Below are 21,810 nucleotides of genomic sequence, written 5' to 3' on the forward strand. Positions count from 1 at the left end.
TTTTAATTTTAGTGGATAAAAGGGACCTCATAAGGGTCCCTTTTCTTTAGTAGTGAAATCCCTCGCCGCTAAGTATTCATTTTCTTTACTTGTCATCAAGGTTTTATCAGCAGGTTTCTTATCCAAATAACCGCAAAGATGTAAGATACCGTGGATCATTACCCGATGTAATTCATCATCTGCAGAAACAGTAAACTTTTTAGCATTTTCTGTTGTTCGTTCTACGCTAATGAATAGATCACCTTCAATATAATATTCATCTTCACTCGTATCGAAGGTAATGATATCGGTATAAGTATCGTGTTGTAGATAGGTTACATTGATCCGGTGTAGATATTCATCGCTGCATAAAATAAAATTAATAGCGCCTGCTTTAAAACCTTCGGCAAGAATAGTGTTTTTTATCCATTTTCTTAACGCTACTTTATTTGCTAACCGATAGGTAATTTCTTCTGTATAGAAATTTATGGTAGTTGATGACATGTTATTTTTGTTCAAACTTATATAAAAGGCAATCTTTTTACAAACATTTGTTCTTATTGCTTAGTAGCGAGCTACGATAGTTGTTGTGGCAAACTTCTGACCTTCTTATCTATTAGTCCGTAAAAAAAGTTATTCAAAACTGGAAAAGAAAATAAAAAGAATTAATAAAGATATGCTATATAATCATAATACAACCGTTTTTTAACCGTAAATTCACCGTATATTATACGGTGAATTTACGGTTAAAAAACGGTAAGTAAACGGTAAAACTGAATATCTATTTACTTTTATTATTGTTTCTTAATAAATTTTTTCTACGTTTTATAAGTACGTTGGTATTACGTTTGGGATAAGTTTGTATGAAGGCTTTTGAACGGTAAATTACTTGCAGTCATTGTGAATAATTGTTTTTTTAGCTAATTTTGCTGTCCTAAAAAGAATTTCGGGATGTAGCGTAGCCCGGTATCGCGCCAGCATGGGGTGCTGGAGGTCGTCGGTTCAAATCCGGCCATCCCGACTTTTAACAAAATAACCTACTGATTTTCAGTAGGTTATTTTGTTTTCGGACAATATGCAGATAAATTTATCCTTCTTTTCCTTACCGAAAAACCACGCCTTCTATCTGGAGTGTTTCGTACAAAAAACTATGGATTCAGACATTTATTTAATATGGTAGTGATGTTTTTAACAAACTCTTTTTTATAGCGACCTGTTGGGTCTAAATCGGGATCTAACAGTGCTGCCAGTTTCTATTTGTTCTTGGTTATTTATATATGTAAAGCTGTTAGCGTTAAAAAAGGTTAAATAGTTGATAACCAGCAGTTCTTTTGATAATATTGCTTGTGTTTAAGCTATTTACCTTTGTCATTTTACTTATTGTTGGCCTAAATGGTTTTGCTCAGCAACAACCACTGTCTGACCGTAGTGAGGTACATCCGGATAGCTTAGATAGTTTAAAAAAGGATATGAATTTACGAACGATCTTGTTAGATGAAATAAGTATTAATGCTGCTCCTAATGCCAAACAGGATTCTATTCGTTTGAGACAAGCGTTTAGTAAGATTTTCGGTTATGGCGGACTGCATTTTAAGGATGTGCTTACGGATAAGACCTATCTTGATGATTATAAACGTGATCGAAATAGATCAGCCGGTAGCACTGCATCGCTAATAGGTGTGGATATACTTTCATTGGTTCGTTTTTTTGGTAAATCCGGATCACAGAAAAAAACATTAAAAAAGACCTTACTAGAAGAAGAAGAAGGGGCCTACCTTGCACGTAAGTTTTCTACTGCACGGATAAGCGAGCTGACCAATTTAGAAGGTGATTCTTTACAACTGTTTATTGCAAAATATTGTCCAACTAGGCAGGAGCTTGATCAGATGAGCGAATACGATCTAATCGTCTATATTAAAAAATGCTACAAGGCATTCGCTGATAAGTAAAATAGAGTATATTTTAATATTCACGCAGCACTAGCTGTTTTCAGGGGTTTTAACTAACTTTTTAAACAGATTTCCTTTTTTTAATGTAATATCGGGAATTGTTTTTCCTCTTATAGATAAATAGTGATATACATGACAACAGGTATACGTACAATAGAAAAATTTTTGTTTTTTTAATTTTTTACCTATTTTTCGAAAAACCAGCATGACGTGTCAATAAGTATATAGCCTATTGTTCAAGCGAATGAACTTGATAAAACATTATTCCTTCGATCTGTGGTTGACGTTGATCAAATCCAATCCGCTCTTTAAAAAAGAAAGAGCACAGTATTTCTATGAAAAATTCAATTGGTCTTCCTTTTCGTTGGAAGCAGTAGAGGCTATTTTCAGACAGGTGGATGTAATGTGTAATCTGATCAATGAAAAAACAGGAAAGAATATTGATGCCGATGAAATGTATCTGATGGTAATCAGTATGATGAATCCTGGATCTTTTGATTGGGAAAGTATTGCTATAGATGAGCTTTATCGGGAAATGGAAGCATTGGTTTTTAAACATCTGCCTCAACTGTTCTGTGAAGATACTCCAAAGGTACTGGATCATTTGAAGTCCAAAGGATATTCCCTTAATATTTTAAGTAATACGGGCTTTATCAAGGGAATTACCTTAAGAGAGGTATTAAAAAAACTTCAGGTGGATACTTATTTTGATTTTCAACTGTATTCGGATGAAACAGGATATTCAAAGCCAAATCATGCGTTTTTTGAATTGATGTTTAAAAATGCGTCAGCAATTTATCCACAAAAAGGCTTACACATGCGTGAGATCATGCATATCGGTGATAATCCGAGAGCAGATATTCAAGGTGCTGGATTATTTGGTATAAAAAGTATGCTGATTAATTCGAATCAACTATCCATTACTCAATTAATGCAATTATGCCCATAACGTACTCCCTACATAAAATTGATCGCGAAGATCAATTTAGTTTTTGCGCTAATGCGTATAGTCGTTTTAAATTTGGTGATGCTGCCGTAGCTGAGCAATTTGGTACTACACTAGCCAAAGGTTTTATTGATGAACATTTAGCCGATAAACTCATAGAACAGCAATTGGTGGTCATATCCAGTCCCTATGCCTTTATACCAACAGCTACCTTCGTCATGAAAGATTATTTTGTCTTTTATTTGAATCATTGGTTGGCTGATAAAGGTTATCCGGTTGTGCAGGAAGCTAAGGTGCATCGTACGATTACCTATAAAGAGGACTATGGAGCATTAAGTGCTGAAGAACGAATAAGATTGATCGGTAATGATCAGTTTCATATCGACAAAGATTTTTTAACCGATAAAGTTTTATTGTTTTTGGACGATATTCGGATAACGGGTAGTCATGAACGGATGATTCTAAAAATGGCCGAACAATACCAATTGGTAAATACCATGTATCTCTTGTATTTTGCCGAATTGACTAATAAAGAAATTCATCCTAGCATTGAAAATACCTTAAATTACCATCAGGTAAAGACTATTTTTGATCTTAAACAGTAGCGGCTGTATCAAGAAGCCGATAGTAAAAAATAGACAAATAGGATGAATGGTTAAAAAGCCGTAACTTTGTTAAGCTATGCCTATTGGATTGCTCTGGCAGATGACCTATAAGAATTTCCGAGAAAAACGAAATGGCTTAGCTGCACCTACCATGGATTTAGCACCACACGGAGGTGTTGCTTAAAATTTGAGGGAGTTTCTTAAGGTCTTTTAGATGTAAAAAAAGAGATTTATAAAAGGAGATTCTTATAAAAAGGCCAAATTTGTATGGCTTGTTCAAAAACGAAGCATTTTTAAATAAGCTTACCGAAACTGATTAGCAGATACTTACTGGATAGCGATATGGAAAAACTGATAAAACCCACGTTTAAAAAGGCTCCTGCAGATGATTTTTTTAAGAGAATGCAAAAGGAAGTGCATGATACCATCTTGAAAAATCCGCGGATTCAAACGGGGAATATCATCAAATCAATATTCCTTTTAGTAGGTTACCTAAGTAGTTATGCCTGTATATTGCTATTTGGTAATACAACAAGCTTACTCTTTATCTTTTATATCCTATCGGGATTTTTTATGATCGTATTGTTTGTGAATGCATTTCATGATGCTGCCCATAATGCAGTGTTCAAAAATCCGGTACATAATAAATGGTTTACCTATATCTTGGAGGTTTTTGGAAGTAATAGCTTTATTTGGAAAAAAAGGCATTTGGTTTTACATCATCCTTATGCCAATATTCAGCATTGGGATATTGATATCAAACAAAGTGACTTGGTGCGAATTTTTCCTTCCAGTAAGTATTTTAACTACCATAAATACCAGCATATTTATATGTGGTTTATTTATCCGTTATATACGATAAACTGGCTCTTTATTCGGGATTTTAAAGATTTTTTTGGTACCAACGATAATTATATTAAACGTGTTGTTAAGATACCTAAAATAGAGTATGTTAAGTTATTTGCCTGTAAACTTTTTAATATAACTTATCTAATTATTATTCCAATACTTGTTTTGCAGCAACCTTGGTACATGATTTTATTGGCCTGGTTGGTGATGCACCTTTCCGGAAGTGCATTAGGTGTAGTAGCCTTGCTTTCTACACACGTTGACGAACATGCGCATTTCCCGATGCCGCCAGAAGATGGACAGATGCAAACGACATGGGCCGAACATCAGATGCGGGTAACCAAAGATTTTAGTGCCGATAGTAAATTGGCAAACTTTCTTTTTGGAGGTTTTACCCATCATGTTGCACACCACCTTTTTCCAAGTGTAGCGCATACGTATTATCCCTATATTACGCAAGTGATTAGAAGGTATGCGCAAGAATATGATTTACCTTATCACTGTTATCCTTTTTGGAAGGCTGTACACTCTCATTTCCGATTATTGAAAAACAATGGAAGTGAAGGAAATTTATTTAAAACAGGAGAATTATAGCGGTATATTTACAAAAATAGTTGGGCATTTATAACCATACCAATTGATTATTCCTTATGTTATGAACCGTCCATGTTTAAAATTTTCATTTTCATCACACAGGAGAAGGTAAATTTATTCCCGAATTTAAATGCCAAATGGTGTTCATGAGCCCTTCGGGATTTAAATAAGGTAAGCTCCTGAACGATGGATTAAAAGCCGCTTTGCGGTTCATGAGTGCCAATAGTAAAATAGTAATAGACGAATAATTATTTACAGATGAAAAGAATTTACCTGATGTTATTCCTTTTCTTTCTTTTTGCTTGTCGACAAGAGCAGCAGCAAAATCAAAAAAGTGGCTACAAGCAAATCGGGGCCATAGAACGAATGCATACGGATCTTGATCAGTTGATAAACCCTACAGCAAAAATAGAAGTCTTGGCAGAAGGGTTTACTTGGGTAGAAGGGCCACTTTGGATTTCCAAATGGCAAAGTCTATTATTTTCGGATATTCCGAACAATACGGTATATCGGTGGAGTAAAAAAAACGGGCTGGAAACGTATCTTAAACCGGCTGGTTATACAGGGAAATTAACACGTGGAGGAGAATTAGGCTCAAATGGATTGCTTTTGGATGTAAAAGACCAACTCATTTTATGCCAACATGGCGATAGAAGGATAGCCCGAATGGATGCACCATTACATGCGCCAAAGCCTGAATTTACGAGCTTAGCTGATCAGTATCAACGTAAGAAATTTAACAGTCCGAATGATATTATTCAACGGAGTAATGGGGATTTGATTTTTACGGACCCTCCTTATGGTTTAAATAATCAACAAATCAGCAAGCAGGAACTTTCTTTTTATGGCGTTTATAAACTCGACACGTTAGGTCATGTCGTTTTATTGATTGACAGTTTACATAGGCCTAATGGTTTAGCCTTAACGCCTGATGAAAAGCAGCTTATTGTTGGAAATTCTGATGGTGATAAGCCGATGCTATATGCCTACGATATTCTTCCCAAGGGTACGCTAAAAGCGGCGGGAATCGTCTTTGATTTTAGCCAATACCATGGTGCACCAGATGGTTTCAAAATTGATCGACAAGGAAATTTGTTTGTTAGCGGACCAGGCGGAATATGGATATTGAATAAATCGTACCAAGCTATCGGACGGATTAAAATTCCTCATGCGGTTTCTAATTGTTGTCTGGCAGACGACGACAAAACCTTGTATATTACCGCTAATCATCAGCTGTTGCGGGTAAAAATGCGTTAAGAATAGGGACAATGGTGAACTTTTATATCAACGAAACTTTATCTAAGTTTGCCCTAAATAAAAAGCATGCACTGGAAAAAATTACTTTCTGCTAAGCGTTGGGGTTATGAATACCGGGAAATTAAGAATGAAGACCTTGCCCGATCAGAATTTCAGCGGGATTACGATCGACTGATTTTTTCATCACCCTTTCGGAGGTTGCAAAACAAAACACAGGTATTTCCATTACCTGGAAGTGTTTTTGTACACAACCGGCTTACCCATAGTTTGGAAGTGGCAAGTGTAGGTCGCTCTTTAGGCCGCATTTTTTACACCAAGTATAAAGAAGCGCATTCGCAGGTAGATGAAGAACTACCGTATTTGCAGGAAATAGGGAATATCGTTTCCAGTGCTTGCTTAGCGCATGATTTAGGTAATCCTGCCTTTGGGCATTCCGGCGAATCGGCCATATCTCATTATTTTTTGAGCGGCGGCGGCTTAGGGTATAAAAATCAGGTTAGTGAAGAAGAGTGGCAAGATTTAATTCATTTCGAAGGAAATGCCAATGCGTTACGCATTCTAACCCATCAGTTCAATGGAAAAGAGGCGGGAGGTTTTGCGTTAACCTATAGTACCCTCGCGGCTATTATCAAATATCCCTGTGCAGCGATCAATGGAAATGGAAAGGGGAAGGGGCTTCATCGGAAGAAGTACGGTTATTTTCAACCGGAAATGCAATCCTTTGTAAAGATTGCAGCGGAATTAGGAATGGAAAAAGAGCACGATCATCCCTTGATTTACAAACGCCATCCACTCGTTTACCTGGTAGAAGCAGCAGACGATATTTGTTATAATATTATTGATATTGAAGATGCCCATCGATTAGGTATTTTAACAGCCCATCAGGTGGAAGAATTGTTAATTCCCTTAGCTAATGATCCAAATATTGTATCGCGCTTGGCCAAAATAGGCGATGTGGATAGTCGGGTAAGCTTATTACGGGCAAAAGCAATCAGTACCCTGATTCAGGAATGCTCTACTGTTTTTTTTCAACAGGAACAAGCGATATTGAATGGAGATTTTGAAGCATCACTTATGGATAATATTCAACCCGGATTGAGAGAAGTAATGCAGACGATTGAAAAAATTTCCGTTGAAAAAATTTATAATGCACCCAGTGTTGTGCAAATTGAAGTTGCTGGTTATAAAGTGATGAGCGGATTATTGGAAGAATTTGTGCCTGCTTATTTAAATAATAGCTCATCCTACGATAAGAAAGTAATTGCCCTTATTCCTAACCAGTATAAACAGCAGGAACAAACGGCTTACGAAAAAATACGATCAGTGCTTGATTTTGTTTCGAGCATGACGGATTTGTATGCGGTTGAACTGTTTAGAAAGATGAAGGGGATTTCTTTTCCATCGCTAGATTAGGCCCGTTCGTTTTTCTTTCTTTTTTTCGGAAAAAAGAAAATGTAATTAATTTTGCCGGCTCATGAGTAGAAGAATTCCACAAGAAAAGAAACAACTAACGGATATCGAGGTTATTGATATTGCAGAAGAAGGAAAAGGCGTAGGAAAAACCGATGACCTGGTTGTTTTTATAGAAAAAGCCATACCTGGAGATCGGGTAGATGTTGAGTTGATCCGGAAAAAGAAAAATTTCGCGGAGGCAAGAATTACCCAGATTAAAAATTTTTCCAAACATCGGGTGGATGCCTTTTGTAAACATTTTGGCACTTGTGGTGGATGCAAGTGGCAGCATATGGATTATGAAGCCCAATTATTTTACAAGCAAAAGAGCGTAGATAATGCACTAAGTCGGATAGGAAAGGTAGATACGGCAACTATGGAAGCAATTTTACCATCCACAAAAACGAAGTACTACCGCAATAAGTTAGAATACACCTTTTCCAACAAGCGATGGTTAACGAATGAGGATATTGCCCACGGTGAAGCGCAGGAGCTAAATGCGTTAGGCTTCCATGTTCCCTTACGTTTTGATAAGATTTTAGCCATTGAGCATTGCTATTTACAGCGAGATCCTTCCAATGCGATCCGAAATGAACTCCACGAATTTGCATTGGCGCATCACATTAGCTATTACGATTTGCGAAACCATGAGGGGGCGTTACGGAATTTGATGATCCGTACAACGACCACAAACGATCTGATGGTGGTGGTCGTCTTTGCTTATCCTACAGACGAGCAGATCACGTTAGTTATGGAGTTCTTAAGAAAGCGATTTCCCGAAATCTCTTCCCTGCAATATATGGTCAATCAAAAAAAGAACGATACCATTTTTGATCAAGAGATCGTTTTGTATGCAGGTAACGATTATATTGTTGAGGAGATGCCTTTGGATGAAACGAGGAATGTGCTGAAGTATAAAATTGGTGCCAAGTCTTTTTATCAAACAAATGCTGAACAAGCGTATGAGCTGTATAGGCTTACGCGGGAATTCGCAGGGTTCAAAGGAGATGAATTGGTTTATGATTTGTACACGGGAGCGGGGACAATCGCTAATTTTATAGCAAAAGATGTACGACAAGTAATCGGAATAGAATATGTTCCATCAGCTATTGAAGACGCGAAGTTAAACTCTGCATGGAATGGTATTCAGAATACGCAATTTTTTGCCGGAGATATGAAGGATGTCCTCACGCCTGCCTTCGTTCAACAACATGGAAAACCCGATGTGGTCATCAGCGATCCGCCACGGGCAGGAATGCATCCCGATGTGGTGCAACGCTTATTGGAATTAGGGGCACCTAAGATCGTTTACGTAAGTTGTAATGCTGCCACGCAGGCAAGGGATTTAGCCTTATTAAGCACTTCCTACAAGATAAGCAGAATAAAACCGGTTGATATGTTTCCACATACGCAACATGTGGAAAATGTGGTTTTGTTGGAATTAAAGGAGACATAAGGCATAAGTATCAAGACATAAGACCTCTTTTAGCGAAAAGGATTAAAGCGAAAAGCATAAAGCCAAGGGCGTCTAGGAATATCTTGATACCTGATACTTACATCTTGATACTATAATACGATGGATTTAGAAGAATTATTAGCCGCTCAGGCTGGGGATGATGGCCAAGGAAAGAAGAAAGAAAGTCCGCTAAAAAGCTTAAGGACGGATCTGGATTTTTATACCGATTCGATTAAGGAAGTGGCGGTTGAAATTATGGCCGAAGGACTTTCCCAATACCCTATATTTATAGCCCATCAGCACATGGTTCGTTTGGGTGAAATTATTCTCGATCGCGATGAATTGGGAACCCAATGGACCATTCAAGCATCTACGCTGGAAGAGTTTATCGAAAAAGGAGTTATCCTTAGCGAAAGAAAAGCACTCTTTATCAAAAACTACAAGAAACCGGAAGACTATATGTGTCTTTTCGTAATCGTTCCGGAAGGGGCAAATTTTGTTTTTTATCCCTATAAAGGGTGAAAGGTATAAGGCTTGAGCTTTAGACTTCATACTTTTCACCTTATACTTTATACCTCATACCTTACTCCTTGCGTTAAAACGTACAACATATAAATCAAATTTAATGCTTATCTTTGCACTTCATCACAATAGGGGTGCCTTGTTTTTTAATAAAAACACAAATCAAGGCTGAGATTATACCCATCAGGAGAAAGGAATGGAAAAACCATAAATTTCTTCTGAGCACCTGATCCGGATAATGCCGGCGTAGGGAAGGGCTTTATATCATAGAAAAATATTATTGGCAACGGTTGAAAACCCCTATCAACGGCTATTTATTTTATAAGCAGATTTATGGTGAAGAAAAGATGGTTATTCCTTGCTTTGGCCTTAGTTGGGCCTTTGGTAACGTGGGCACAACACCGCATGTCCATTAAGGTAGTAGACAAGCAGACACAACGGCCACTTGCTGGCGCGACGGTGGGATTGGAGGGATCCTTAGCCAGTGCACAAACCAATTTAAATGGAAGCGTTCAATTTAAAAATTTAAAAGAAGGGACATATCGTGTTCAAGTACGTTACTTAGGTTATAAAACAATTAACCAAACGATCGATATCTCCGCGGATGAATCGATGCAAATTGCACTAGCCCCACAGGCATTTTTAGCCGATGAAGTAGTGGTTAATGGCACTCGGGCAAACGCAAATTCGGCAACGACCTATAAAAATGTCTCCCAGAAAGAACTGGCTAAGAACAATCTTGGACAGGATTTGCCGTACCTTTTAGAACAAACACCGGGAGTGGTGAGTTACTCGGACGCTGGAGCTGGTGTGGGCTATACAGGATTGCGGATCAGGGGTAGCGATCCAACGCGAATAAATGTAACGGTGAATGGTATCCCGTATAATGATTCCGAAAGCATGGGCTCTTTTTTTGTAAACTTACCCGATTTTGCTTCTTCCGTGGATAATATTCAGATACAGCGTGGAGTCGGAACGTCTACCAATGGAGCTGGGGCATTTGGCGCCAGTATCAATATCCAAACGAATACCCGTCGGGATACCGCTTATGCCGAATTGGATAACAGTTACGGATCGTTTAATACCTGGAAAAATACGGTACGCTTAGGTACGGGGCTTATTGATAATCAATTTACGGTTGACGGGCGGCTTTCGCGGATTCAATCGGATGGTTTTATCGATCGGGGAGCATCTGATTTAAAGTCCTTCTTTTTAAGCGGTGCTTGGTATGGAAACAAAAGCTTAGTCCGCGCCAATGTCTTTTCGGGTAAAGAAAAGACCTACCAGGCATGGAATGGTGTGCCGGAAGAAAAGCTTTTTGGTACGCCAGACGATATTGAAGGTTTTATTGCTGCCAATGGTTTAGAAGGAAAGGATGCAGAAAATATTCGCCAGGCAAATCCACGCACTTATAACTCCTTTTTGTATCAAAATCAAAATGATAATTATCAGCAAGATCACTATCAGTTGTTATATTCTACAACCGCCATCAACAAATTAACCTTAAATGGAGCCCTCCATTATACCAGGGGAAGTGGTTATTACGAAGAATATAAGGCCGGAGAAAAGTATACCGACTATGGTTTAAATCCCGTAGTGATTGGTGATAGTACATTGAAGAAGACAGACTTGGTAAGAGAGCGGTGGCTTTCCAATTATTTTTACGGATTAACCTATAGCGCGGAGTATAAAGCAAATGATCGCTTGAATCTCACGTTAGGCGGTGCATACAATCGGTATAAGGGCGATCATTATGGGGATATCACCTGGTCTAGAAACCCACTATTCACTGCTGTTGAAAATTATACTAGTGCGCCAGATAATTCTTTCCAAACAGCTTATCGCTATTATTTTAATAAAGCGACGAAAAATGATTTTAACGTGTTTGGAAAAGGGGATTATAGAATAGGTAACGTTGGATTATTTGCCGATTTGCAATACAGAAGAGTGTCCTATTCTTTTTTGGGTTATGACCGGAATTTAAACAATGTGCAGCAACAGGTGGAGCTGAATTTCTTTAACCCTAAGGTGGGTATTAGTTATCAGTTGGCGAATAATAGTATGGCTTATGCTTCTTATAGTATAGGAAACAAAGAACCGGTGCGTGACGACTATGAAAATTCAACACCGGATAGTCGACCAAAAGCAGAGCGAATGCAGGATATTGAGTTGGGTTATCGTTTAGGAGGGACACAATTCAATGCGGGCTTTAATGCTTATGCGATGTTCTACAAAAATCAATTAATTTTGACCGGACAGATTAATGATGTGGGTGCCCAAACACGGATGAATGTTCCGGATAGCTACCGGATGGGAGTAGAAGCCGATGTTAAATGGCAGCCGATTCCCGCTTTCTATTGGGCATTGACTGGAGCATGGAGTCAAAATAAGATTAAGAATTTTGTTGAATATATCAATATTTACGATGAAAATTGGGAGGTGGCTGATCAACAGATCAATGCTTTGGGCCGTACGGATATTGCCTTATCACCGAGTTTCGTAGGATCGAGCGAGCTCAGTTATCGACCAATTGCTGATACTGAAATCGCTTTTATTTCGAAATACGTTTCCCGGCAATACTTGGATAATACCTCTGATCAAGAACGGAGCTTGGATGCCTTTTTTGTAAACAACCTTCGTTTAAGTTATCAGCTGCGGTTTAAGGGGGTTAAGCATATCGGATTATCCCTTTTGGTTAACAACATCTTTAATGAAAAGTATGAATCGAATGGATATACCTATAGCTCTATTTATGAAGGAGATCCGACGGTTTATACCAATAATTTCTATTTTCCACAGGCGGGAACCAATTTTCTGTTAGGACTTCATGTAGGGTTTTAATTTTAAAAGGCTGTTACCGTTAGCGTAAGGAGCATTTCCTTGCGCTATTATGCTATTGGTATCTTGTGGTTAAGCTTTTGTCATTTTGAACATCAATAACGATTATAAATTGACGGAGGGGTATTATATATTTGCGTTGCGTATTCGCTGGATTCGCAAAAATAGGCCTTAATATTCCGTTCATGAGATTTATATTTATCCTTTTACTCTTCACCTTCCTCCCTTGGCCAAGCGCTGCGTTCAATATATCCGATTACCGCTTTCACACCATGCCCGAGACTTCCTATTATGGTGGTATACACAGCATCGCTAAAGATAGTATAGGCAGAATCTGGTTTAGCGGATACGATGCATTGTTTATGTACAATGGAGATTCATTTATACAGATGAATGACCTCATTACAAGCCATTTGCCCAGCGCATACTGGACATACGGACAAGTGATCACCGATAAATCTAAAAAACTGTATGTCGCCACGAACCACGGTCTTTTACGCTTCAATTATCAAACACAAACATTTGACCTGATATTGAAAGGAAATATAGGAACAGTTGTCTCTGGAGAAGATGGTTCGATTTGGATGATAAGGAATAATAAGGTCGAATCATTTCAACCAGGCCATTTGTCTGCTATCACAGACTATCCGTTAGTACCAAATGTTTCGATTGCTGCCTTAATAAGTACTAAAAAAGAAATCTATATTGCATCTGAAGGAAAACTTTACACATTAACGAAAGCAACTAAACAGTACCATTTATTTGCTGATTTGGGAAATTCCTCTTTTGTCATAAGAGATGTGGTAGCACATAATGGGTCGACCTATATTCTCACACAACTCAATGGGCTATATGAATGTGATCATAATGGGAAAATAGTAAAACATTATCCCCTCGCTTCCGGCAGTGGAAAATCCACCAGTACTAAAGGCCTCTATATAGACTCTTCAAACATCATATGGGTTGCTACTCAATCCGGACTCTTTCTCATAGATCCACTTACAAAAGAAATCCATTTACTTCGTTCCAATCTCCATTATGCGTACTCGCTGCCAAATAACTCGGTTTGGTCTATCTATCCTGACCCTGACGGAGGCGTATGGATAGGCACCTATGGGGGGAAATTGGCTTACATGACTTTTTTCGACAATGATGTAAATTATTTCAAACCTACTTTGGGGGGGTTGAACCACCCCATTATCAGCTGCTTCGATGAAGATGATGAGGGTAACTTATGGATAGGGACTGAAGGCGGTGGTTTGAATTATTGGGACAGGAAAACCGATCATTTCTCTTATTATACGCAGGAAAATGAAACGGGGATAACGTCTAACATGATTAAAATGCTGCACCGAGAAAAGGAATATGGGCCATTGCAAATAGCAACCTTCAATGGCGGAATGGAGCAGTTCGACAAAAAGCAGCGGCGTTTTATTGATCTACAAATGTATTATCCCGCCACAACACAACAAATGAGTGTCTATGATTTTGCCTTGGAAAGCGATTCTGGTATTTGGATGACCAATCCGGATATTGAATTGATGTATAAGGATAAGAAAAGAGGCACAATTGAAATGGTTACCTTGATTGATTCTACAGGAAAGGCAGTTAAGATGCATATCGAAACACTTTTTCGTGGTAAAGGGGATAGCCTATGGCTCATCACACGGACAGGTTTATACATCGCGAATGTACGGACCAAGCAAATCATAAAGCATTATTACTTAGCAAATGCACCATATGCAGTAAACAACCTGTGTTCTTATTATAAGACATCCGATTCGGATATATGGTTCGGAACGCGTGGTGGTGGCGTTAACCGATTGAGCAAAGATGGGCGTTATACTAATTTTGGTGAAAAAGAAGGGTTATTGGGAAAAACGGTTTTCGGTATATTAGAAGATACTAACTCGAAAGATATCTGGTTTAGCACCAATGATGGATTATACTATTACGACCATGAGCATAAACAAATTCGTAAATTTCCGTTAGATATTTCAAAGCTTTGCGGAACATTTTATGTACGATCCTGCTTTAAAACTTCAAAAGGTGAAATGCTATTTGGTGGAACGAATGGATTCATTATGTTCACTCCCAGTAAAATAAAGCAGAACAATCAAAAACCCAAGGTCTTCTTTACGGATTTATTGATTAATAATAAAAAGATCGTTCCGGGAGACAAAAACTCGCCATTGAAACAAGATATATCTACTTGGTCTTACTCGGAAAACAATAAAAACAAGATAGTACTTGCTCATAACCAGTCTAACATAGAAATACGGGTTTCGACAACAAGTTATCTACAAGCGGAAAAGAATCAATATGCCTACAGAATGCTTGGCCTTTCGGATAAATGGTACCCTTTACCGCTAGGGCAGAAATCGGTGCAGTTCTTCAATTTGCCTGCAGGAAAACATATATTCGAAATAAAAGCAGCAAATAACGACGGTTTGTGGGGAGACGATATTTCAAGCTTATGTTTCGAAATAAAACCATCTCCATTTTTGTCTATCTGGGCATATATTTTCTATTCTGTCGCATGTCTATTTATGGTGTACTTTATATGGAGATACTTCACCAATAAAAAAATATTCAAGCATAGGCTCGAAATGGAACAGCTCAAAGAGCAGAACATGAAAGAGCTTACGCAAGCGCGGATTAATTTTTTTACCAATATTTCGCATGATTTAAAAACGCCGCTCACGTTAGTTGTCGATCCCTTGAAACAACTAAAAGAAATTTTACCTGAGAACCAGTCGTCGAGTGCCTTAACCTATGTGCACCTGATAGAAAAGAGCGTAAATCGAATTCAACGTATGATCAGCCAGCTCCTTCAGTTCAGAGAGATAGAAAGTCAAAAAATCACGGTGAATCAACAACCTGGCGATCTCATTCAATACATTGGGGATATCTTCTCGTTATTTGACCTCTATGCCAACAAAAAGGGAATCGAAACGGTGGTACATACAGAGATAGAAAGCTTTTATACTAAATTTGATCACGATGTAATTGAAAAGATTTTTACCAACCTGTTCTCCAATGCCATAAAATACACGATCGAAAGCGGATTTGTAGGAGTGAGAATTAACAAAACCAGCCAAGAAGAGCTTGCTACCCTTGGGTTGTCAACCAAGACGGATGGCACCTATTTATCCGTTGCGGTAACGAATACCGGAGTAGAGATTCCAGACGATAAGAAAGAGGTGATATTCGAATCTTTTAATCGTTTAACATCGGATAAACTTACTTTTGAAAACAGTACAGGCTTAGGGTTGGCTATTGTTAAAGAACTCGTGAGTTACTTGGAAGGAAAGGTCACTTTACACTCCGGCAATTCGAGGGTTACTTTTACCGTGGTATTGCCCTTTACGTTAGATGCTGTAAAAACAGATAACAAAGGAGGATCATATGACTATACGATTTCCGAAATAAGCAATATGCTGGCCGAATCGGAAGAAATAAACTTGCGCGACAAACAACGACGTAAAACCTATAGCATTGTTGTCATTGAAGACGATCCGAGCTTGAGAGCTTATATGGAGCAGCGCTTATCCGAATATTATAATGTATATACGAGCGTCAATGGTAATGAGGGTATTACTAAAACCGAAAAAATATTCCCGCAAATGGTGATAACCGATTTAATGATGCCAGAGGCAGATGGTTTTGATGTTTGTCGGAAATTGCGTTCAAATATCAAAACGAGTCATATCCCAATCGTTGTACTATCTGCGCTAGGCAAGAATACAGAGAATAAAATTAAGGCATTGGAAAGTGGCGCCAATGTATTTATAGATAAACCTTTTGATATGGATTATTTACTTAAACAGGTAGATAACCTAATCAAAAATCAAAATGAGCTGAAAGCGTCGTACAGCAAAAAATATATCGCCGAACCTTCAAAGATTACCATTTCTTCTACTGACGAAAATTTACTGCAAAGGGCGATGGAACATATCGAGGAAAACATAGGTAATATCGATTATAATGTCGAATCATTTGTATCTGATATGGGAATTGGGCGCACCCTTTTATATCAAAAAATAAATGATATTCTCGGGATGTCAATAAAGGAGTTTATCCTAGATATCCGGCTTAAACGTGGAGCCCAATTGTTAGAACAATCGGATTTAACCGTGTCTGAAATTTCCTATTCCATCGGATTTAACAACCCCAAATATTTCAGTATCTGCTTCAAAAAGCAATTTGGGTTAACGCCTACCGAATTTAGAAAGAAAGCTTAAAGGGCTTGGTTTCTTTTTACGGGTCTTCCTGTGAAATGGAAAAGCTTGAGCTCCTTTGAATTAAGTAAATGGATGATGAAACCACAATTAGTTTGAGCTCCTTCAAAAACAAGCATGCACGAATAAAAAAAGGGTAAAAGCGAAATTCCTGCTAATATGTCCTGTAAATAAGCGGTCTGTACAAAATAGAACCATTTCTGTACAAACCAATACCTTCTCATAAGCGTAGTCGCTTACTTTTGCAAACCAATAACGCTACCAAAATTCTTACCTAAAAACAGGAGACATATATTAAAAAGTTTAACCGTTAACCAAATTGCCTATACGTAAAACTATCCAATGAACACAAAACGATCTTCACTAATCTATATGCATATGAAGATTTAAGATTAACTATTTTTTTAACCCTAATCAAAATCTAAATTTACATGACAAAAGAAATTTACAGCAAGTGGAAAGGCTACGTCATGGTTGTTGCTTTGCTCTTGCTGGCCACAACGTGTAGCTATTCGCAGCAACAGCTTATTAAAATTACAGGAAAAATTATTGATGAAAAAGGCGATGCCCTGGCAGGGGTTTCCGTTCGTATAAAAGAGGGCAATAGCGGAACGGCAACTGATGCGCAAGGCAACTACCTATTACAAGCTCCAGCGTCTGCAACCCTAATTTTTACCTATGTAGGCTACGCGAGTCAAGAGATTAAAGTAAATCCTTCAGGGGTGATGAATATAACGATGGCCAGTGATGGGCTACTAGACGAAGTTGTGGTGGTAGGATATGGTACCATGAAGAAAAAGGATTTGACCGGTGGACTCGCCGTTGTTGGAAAGGAGCAATTGGAAATGGTTTCCACCAATAACTTGATGGATCGTTTGGTGGGACAAGTTGCGGGATTTAGTATCACCACGGCTAATGCTGCCCCCGGACAAAACCAAACGCTTCTTATCCGTGGAGAAAATTCTTTATCCGCAAGCAACGATCCCCTTATTGTGTTAGACGGAATTCCATACAGAGGATCGCTTGCTGATCTGGATCCCAATAACATCGAAAGTCTTTCCATTTTGAAAGATGCCTCGGCTGTAGCCATCTATGGATCGCGCGGTTCGAATGGGGTTATTTTGATCCAAAGCAAAAGGGGGGTGATTGGAAAACCACAAGTAACCTACAAAGGACAAGTTGGCTTATCCGAACCCATGCAGCGAATACAAGTGATGGGCCCCAATGAATACATACGCTTCCAGCAGGATATTGGTCGTCTAAAAGAAAACTATACCGGTGATCAACTTGATCCCATCGCGGGGAATATTATTAGTCAGACGGAAAAGCAAAATTATCAAAATGGCATCACCAACGATTGGCAAGATTACATCTTCCAAACGGGTTTGACAACCGATCATCAACTGGGCTTTTCGGGGGGCACCGAAAAAACAAAGTATATGGCATCGGTGTCCTATCTCAATCAGGATGGTGTGGTTTACAACTCCAACCTAACGCGGACAAACATCTCGGCAAATATCGATCAAACCTTCAATAAATGGTTGACCATGGGTGTTGGTACACAGTTCGTACAAAAAGAGAATGGGGGCATAACCCCTAATATAGAACACGCCATTAAGCAAAGCCCATACGGTCAATATAAAGACGAATTAGGGAATTACGTTACCGAACCCATGGAGTATTCTTTAATTACCAATCCTATGCTCAATGTCAATGCTGATCAGGATAACCCCACACGCAATTTTTTCCTGAGCGCTTATGCGAATATTCAGCTTCCAGTTAAAGGTTTGTCGTTTAGATCTAACTATGGTTATAACTATCGCAGTTCCTTCACCGGAACCTATTATGGGCGGGATACCTATGAGGGACGTGAGGCCCCCGGACTGATAGGCGGATCAGCAAGTATAAGCAATGGCCACTATACCGACTATACTTGGGAAAACGTGCTGCGTTACGAACGGGAGATTGGCGATCATCGCTTCGATGCCACCGGCTTATTTAGTATGCAGCAAACGAAGGATGAAAGCTCATCCATGAGTGGCCAAGGCTTTGTGACAGATGATGTAAGTTACCACATGATCGGTACAGCGGAACGTAATCAAACTAATACCTCATCGCTATCGGAAACGGCCATGTTATCGTATATGTTTCGACTAAACTACTCCTATAAAGGAAAGTATATGGCAACGTTCACGGGTCGTTCTGATGGAGCCTCCGTCTTTGGCATAAACAATAAATACGCCTTTTTCCCTTCAGTGGCCGTGGCCTGGAATATCGCTGAAGAAGACTTTATCAAACAGGTGGATTGGATGGATATGCTGAAACTAAGACTTTCTTATGGTGCTAATGGTAATCAGGCGATTACCCCTTACCGGACGTTGGATCGGCTCTACTCTAAGGTGAAGTACATTTGGGGTGATAACGGTACCGCTGTCAATACCGCTTACTTAGCAAGTGACGGCATCGGTAATCCGAATCTGAAATGGGAAACGACCTACACAACCAACCTCGGATTGGACTTTCAATTTTTCCATAACCGTTTAGGTGGCACGATTGACATGTACCTGTCTAACACCAAAGATTTGCTCATGACACGGACAGTGCCGATTATGAACGGTTATAGTAAAATCTGGGATAATGTTGGTCAAACGCGCAACAAGGGAATCGAGATCGGCTTAAACACTGTTAATATCGATCACCAAAACTTTCGTTGGAGCTCCAATTTGAACTTTTTCTTAAATCGGGATAAGATTGTCGAATTAAGAGGAGACCATGTTGACGACGTGGCGAATAAGTGGTTTATTGGGCAGCCGTTGCGGGTGTATTACGACTATAACATGGTTGGAATTTGGCAAGAGGGCGAAGATTTTAATTACACCGATGCAGATGGAAATGCACGTGCAATTCAAACTGGTGCTACACCAGGTTCAGCAAAGCTGGAGGATGTAGATGGCAATGGTTACATCGATGCCAATGACAAGAAGATCATCGGCTCTCAAAAGCCAAACTTCACCGCTTCCATAGGAAACAGCATTTCGTATAAGGATTTCTATTTTTCTTGTTTATTCAATGGCGTATTTGGTGTATGGCGTGATGACAACATGGCCAATATTGGTGCATGGACCTTCGGCATTACCAACTACGTGCATGGTGCGAACTATTGGACACCCGAAAACCCCAATGCCGAGATTGTTTCACCCGGTTACATCAACACCTTTGGTCATGGTTACTATAAAGAAGTTTCCTATGTACAACTTAAAAACGTGACTTTCGGTTATCGGATAGCACAAAAAGTAGTGCGTAAATTGGGTTTAAGTGCTATCGACATGAACGTCAGTGTTAATAATGCCTATACCTTCTCTAATATTAGACAAGTACTCAATTATGATAATACGTGGATGGCTTCTTATCCGACCGCTCGGTCTTACATGTTTGGTTTGAATTTAACTTTCTAAATAGCATACAATGAATATCAACAATATCATAAAAATAGGCGTAGCGGTTTTGATTAGCATTTCCGCAAGCGGATGTAAAGATTTTTTAGAAGAAGATTTAAAATCGGAATTGTCGCCTACTAATACGCTCACCAGTACCTATGGATTTGAGGTAGGCTCCGCGGGTCTTTATGCACTCACGCGATCGGAATACAATACCTTTGGTGAGTCAAGTGCCTTTTTGCATAATAATGCCTGTCCCTACGAAGCGTTGCAAGCGGCAACAGATATCGTCGACGTATTTAATAGTGACGCGTCTCTAACGGCATTTGCTAATTTGACCATGACACCAGAAGAACAATTTGTGGGATCGTATTGGAATTGGGCCTATAGCCTGATCGCCTCCGCCAATGAGATATTGGTGTATGCGGATAAAAACACCAATTGGGACACTGAACAAGACAAGGCTCGTTTTCAGGCTGAAGCCCGATTTTTCCGCGCATATGCCTATCGTACGCTGGTTTATTTATACGGAGATGTACCCTACGTCGAAACAATTCTCTATGATTTTCAACTCGATTTCACGCGTACACCTAAAGCAGAGGTTTTAGACCATATTATAGACGACTTAACATTTGCAGCCGAAAATTTACCCGAGAACCCTGATCAAGTGAAAGATGGGAAATTGACCAAATGGGCAGCGTATCATTTGCTTAGTGAAATGTATCTTTTGGATGATCAACCAGAGCCTGCAGCGCAAGCTGCATTAGCCGTTATTAACAGTGGTTATTACCAGCTCATGAAAACACGTTTTGGTGAGAATAAGGATAAGTCTGGCGATGTCTATAGCGACCTGTTCATTGAGAATAACCAAAATCGGTTGAATAACGGGAATAAAGAAAGTATTTGGGTACTGCAATTTGAGTTCAACGCCATCGGCGGAGGTACGAATTCGGACGATTGGACACGTCGTGCCTGGAGCCCGCAATACTACAATATATCGGGTTTTGTTTTGGCTGATACCTTGGGTGGCCGTGGCTTAGCGCAGATTGTACCGATGAAATGGTGGATGGGTACAAAAGGTACCAATGCGACAGGTGATATAGCCGGTATTTTCGACGATGGCGATATGCGTAACTCTAACTATAACATCAAGCGTAATTGGTATTATAACAATGTATCCGACGCTTCTTTGTATGGAAAAAAGTCGAACATAACGGAGCAAACATGGTTTTCTACCAAAACGCTATTTCCTGCATTAACGAAATTCTTTTACGGCCGTGCAGAGAACCTGAGCCTTACGGGTAGTTATAGAGACCGCATGAAATTTCGGTTGGCCGAAACCTATTTGTTGCTTGCCGAGGCCTATTTGGATATGAACGACCCTACAAAAGCTGCTGATGCGGTGAATGAAGTCCGTAAGCGAGCCGGTGCTTCCACCATCGATGCTAGCCAGATGAATATGGATTTCTTGCTAGATGAGCGCATCCGGGAGTTGGTGGGCGAAGAAAGTCGGCGTTTTACGTTGGTACGTACCCATAAATATGTTGATCGGGTAAAAAAATATAACAGCGCCTTAAAAAATAAGGTACAAGAATATCATGCCCTATGGCCAATTCCACAAGGTATTATTGATGCAAACCGAGATGCCGAATTCCCTCAAAATACAGGGTATTAATCATTGAAAA

General features: G+C 39.2%; 13 protein-coding genes and 1 tRNA gene. 13 read left to right on the top strand and 1 reads right to left on the bottom strand.

The features are described 5' to 3' along the window. Positions 1-27 precede the first annotated feature (27 nt). The gene (ybeY, locus tag ABD930_RS17765) at positions 28-483 is read right to left on the bottom strand and encodes an rRNA maturation RNase YbeY (RefSeq protein WP_345233727.1); all 456 of its coding nucleotides are present in this window, start codon (positions 481-483) and stop codon (positions 28-30) included. Between the two features lie 443 nt (positions 484-926). Here ybeY and ABD930_RS17770 point away from each other — a divergent pair. The 13 genes from ABD930_RS17770 to ABD930_RS17830 all read left to right on the top strand — a co-directional run bounded on the left by ABD930_RS17770 (position 927) and on the right by ABD930_RS17830 (position 21,800). Next, positions 927-1,000 (top strand) — tRNA-Pro (locus tag ABD930_RS17770). A gap of 310 nt (positions 1,001-1,310) precedes the next feature. Then, entirely contained in the window at positions 1,311-1,928 is a 618-nt protein-coding gene (locus ABD930_RS17775) for a hypothetical protein (RefSeq protein WP_345233730.1), read from the top strand. Between the two features lie 244 nt (positions 1,929-2,172). Further along, positions 2,173-2,877: an HAD family hydrolase gene (locus ABD930_RS17780; protein WP_345233732.1), complete on the top strand. Its 705-nt coding sequence runs from the start codon at positions 2,173-2,175 to the stop codon at positions 2,875-2,877. Then, positions 2,868-3,479: a phosphoribosyltransferase family protein gene (locus tag ABD930_RS17785; protein WP_345233734.1), complete on the top strand. Its 612-nt coding sequence runs from the start codon at positions 2,868-2,870 to the stop codon at positions 3,477-3,479. Before ABD930_RS17780 ends, ABD930_RS17785 begins: the two co-directional genes overlap by 10 nt. A 342-nt stretch (positions 3,480-3,821) precedes the next feature. After that, positions 3,822-4,922 (top strand): fatty acid desaturase family protein, encoded by a 1,101-nt coding sequence (locus tag ABD930_RS17790; protein ID WP_345233737.1) that lies wholly within the window; start codon positions 3,822-3,824, stop codon positions 4,920-4,922. Positions 4,923-5,180: 258 nt separating this feature from the next. After that, a complete protein-coding gene (locus ABD930_RS17795) occupies positions 5,181-6,179 on the top strand; it encodes an SMP-30/gluconolactonase/LRE family protein (RefSeq protein ID WP_345233739.1) in 999 nt (332 codons plus the stop codon). Positions 6,180-6,245: 66 nt separating this feature from the next. After that, a complete protein-coding gene (locus tag ABD930_RS17800; RefSeq protein ID WP_345233741.1) occupies positions 6,246-7,592 on the top strand; it encodes a deoxyguanosinetriphosphate triphosphohydrolase in 1,347 nt (448 codons plus the stop codon). A 61-nt stretch (positions 7,593-7,653) separates the two neighbouring features. Further along, positions 7,654-9,087, top strand: coding sequence for a 23S rRNA (uracil(1939)-C(5))-methyltransferase RlmD (gene rlmD / locus ABD930_RS17805; protein WP_345233743.1), 1,434 nt, complete (start codon positions 7,654-7,656; stop codon positions 9,085-9,087). Between the two features lie 120 nt (positions 9,088-9,207). Continuing rightward, positions 9,208-9,609: a hypothetical protein gene (locus tag ABD930_RS17810; protein WP_345233745.1), complete on the top strand. Its 402-nt coding sequence runs from the start codon at positions 9,208-9,210 to the stop codon at positions 9,607-9,609. A 333-nt stretch (positions 9,610-9,942) separates the two neighbouring features. Then, on the top strand, positions 9,943-12,450 hold the full coding sequence (locus ABD930_RS17815; RefSeq protein ID WP_345233747.1) for a TonB-dependent receptor: 2,508 nt from the start codon (positions 9,943-9,945) through the stop codon (positions 12,448-12,450). A 182-nt stretch (positions 12,451-12,632) separates the two neighbouring features. After that, on the top strand, positions 12,633-16,691 hold the full coding sequence (locus ABD930_RS17820) for a hybrid sensor histidine kinase/response regulator transcription factor (RefSeq protein ID WP_345233749.1): 4,059 nt from the start codon (positions 12,633-12,635) through the stop codon (positions 16,689-16,691). 428 nt (positions 16,692-17,119) lie between these two features. Then, positions 17,120-20,143: a SusC/RagA family TonB-linked outer membrane protein gene (locus ABD930_RS17825; RefSeq protein ID WP_345233751.1), complete on the top strand. Its 3,024-nt coding sequence runs from the start codon at positions 17,120-17,122 to the stop codon at positions 20,141-20,143. A gap of 10 nt (positions 20,144-20,153) precedes the next feature. Continuing rightward, complete coding sequence (locus ABD930_RS17830; protein ID WP_345233753.1) at positions 20,154-21,800, top strand: RagB/SusD family nutrient uptake outer membrane protein; 1,647 nt, start codon at positions 20,154-20,156, stop codon at positions 21,798-21,800. Positions 21,801-21,810: the final 10 nt, after the last annotated feature.

The sequence above is a fragment of the Olivibacter ginsenosidimutans genome, assembly GCF_039542865.1.
GTDB classification, from domain to species: domain Bacteria; phylum Bacteroidota; class Bacteroidia; order Sphingobacteriales; family Sphingobacteriaceae; genus Olivibacter; species Olivibacter ginsenosidimutans.

Coding starts and splice junctions, on each gene's coding strand:
- ybeY (WP_345233727.1), bottom strand. CDS start 483: ATGTCATCAACTACCATAAATTTCTATACAGAAGAAATTACCTATCGG.
- ABD930_RS17780 (WP_345233732.1), top strand. CDS start 2,173: ATGAACTTGATAAAACATTATTCCTTCGATCTGTGGTTGACGTTGATC.
- ABD930_RS17785 (WP_345233734.1), top strand. CDS start 2,868: ATGCCCATAACGTACTCCCTACATAAAATTGATCGCGAAGATCAATTT.
- ABD930_RS17790 (WP_345233737.1), top strand. CDS start 3,822: ATGGAAAAACTGATAAAACCCACGTTTAAAAAGGCTCCTGCAGATGAT.
- ABD930_RS17795 (WP_345233739.1), top strand. CDS start 5,181: ATGAAAAGAATTTACCTGATGTTATTCCTTTTCTTTCTTTTTGCTTGT.
- ABD930_RS17800 (WP_345233741.1), top strand. CDS start 6,246: ATGCACTGGAAAAAATTACTTTCTGCTAAGCGTTGGGGTTATGAATAC.
- rlmD (WP_345233743.1), top strand. CDS start 7,654: ATGAGTAGAAGAATTCCACAAGAAAAGAAACAACTAACGGATATCGAG.
- ABD930_RS17810 (WP_345233745.1), top strand. CDS start 9,208: ATGGATTTAGAAGAATTATTAGCCGCTCAGGCTGGGGATGATGGCCAA.
- ABD930_RS17815 (WP_345233747.1), top strand. CDS start 9,943: ATGGTGAAGAAAAGATGGTTATTCCTTGCTTTGGCCTTAGTTGGGCCT.
- ABD930_RS17820 (WP_345233749.1), top strand. CDS start 12,633: ATGAGATTTATATTTATCCTTTTACTCTTCACCTTCCTCCCTTGGCCA.
- ABD930_RS17825 (WP_345233751.1), top strand. CDS start 17,120: ATGACAAAAGAAATTTACAGCAAGTGGAAAGGCTACGTCATGGTTGTT.
- ABD930_RS17830 (WP_345233753.1), top strand. CDS start 20,154: ATGAATATCAACAATATCATAAAAATAGGCGTAGCGGTTTTGATTAGC.